Below are 1,305 nucleotides of genomic sequence, written 5' to 3'. Positions count from 1 at the left end.
AAAGTTCAAACGGAAGCAGGAGCAACTTATATTGATGTATGTGCATCAGTAGAAGATAGCATTGAACTTGAAACGATGAAATGGCTCATCGACTTAGTACAGGAGGTTACAGATACACCTATAGCTGTTGATAGCCCTAATGTTGCAACATGTGCAGAAGCTATAAAGTTTTGCAATAAGCCTGGCCTATTAAACTCAGTTTCATTAGAAGGGGACAAGATTGATCAAATTTTCCCATTGATCGCTGATACAAAATGGGAGTGTTTCGCTCTTCTTTGCGACGACACTGGTATTCCCAAAAGTGCCGAAAAACGACTAGAAGTATTTGCAGGTATTATGGAAAAAGCAAAAGAATATAATATCGACCCATCACGTTTCCATATTGACCCATTAGTTGAGATGCTTTGTACCTCAGAAGATGGAATTAAAACTGTTACTGACGTAATTTCTGAAATAAAATCACAATACCCAACTATTCACGTTTCAGGAGCTGTAAGTAATATTTCATTTAACTTACCAGTTCGTAAATTAGTTAACCAAGGATTTGTTGTTCTTGCAATGAATGCAGGTATGGACAGTGCTATTCTTGATCCGTTAAACAGAGATTTAATGGGCATGATATTTGCTACTGAAGCCTTACTTGGTGAAGACGATTACTGTATGGAATATATAGGTGCATATAGAGAAGGTATATTCGGTCCTAAAAAGTAATTTATAATATAAGTGTTAAAATTAAAGGAGGAGTTATTAATGTCAAAGATTGCAGAAGTAAAAGCTAAGGTAGAAGCAGGTAAAACTAAACTAGTTCCAGGTTTAGTACAGGAAGCATTAGATCAAGGAAATGCTGCAGAAGATATACTACAAGCTATGGTTGACTCAATGGGTGTCGTAGGAGACAAATTCTCAACAGGGGAAATTTTCGTACCAGAAATGCTTATAGCAGCAAAAGCAATGTCAAAAGGTGTTGAAGTTCTTAAGCCTCTTATGGCTAGTGATGGCGCGTCTTCATTAGGTACATGCATTATAGGTACAGTTGCAGGAGACTTACACGATATCGGTAAAAATCTTGTATCAATGATGATTGAAAGTGCTGGATTTAACATGGTTGACCTTGGAGTTGACGTACCAGCAACTGGATTTGTCGATGCAATAAAAGCAAATGACAATGTAACTTTAGTTGCATGCTCTGGTCTTCTTACAACTACAATGCCGGCACTTAAAGAAGCAGTAGAAACTATTAAAGCTAGTGGATTAACTGGATTTAAAGTTATCGTTGGTGGTGCACCTGTAACTCCTGAATATGCA

2 protein-coding genes are annotated in these 1,305 nt (G+C 37.2%); both read left to right on the top strand.

Annotated elements, in window-relative coordinates; genetic code table 11:
- A partial coding sequence (locus GC105_RS16635) for a dihydropteroate synthase (protein WP_152807064.1) occupies window positions 1-711 on the top strand: 711 nt, incomplete at its 5' end.
- A gap of 39 nt (window positions 712-750) precedes the next feature.
- Window positions 751-1,305: cobalamin-dependent protein (locus GC105_RS16630; protein ID WP_152807062.1), on the top strand; the 555-nt coding region annotated here is incomplete at its 3' end.

Source organism: Alkalibaculum sporogenes (genome assembly GCF_009362815.1).
GTDB classification, from domain to species: domain Bacteria; phylum Bacillota; class Clostridia; order Eubacteriales; family Alkalibacteraceae; genus Alkalibaculum_A; species Alkalibaculum_A sporogenes.
Note: the sequence above shows the minus strand (reverse complement) of the source record. Positions and strands in the feature narration are given on the sequence as shown.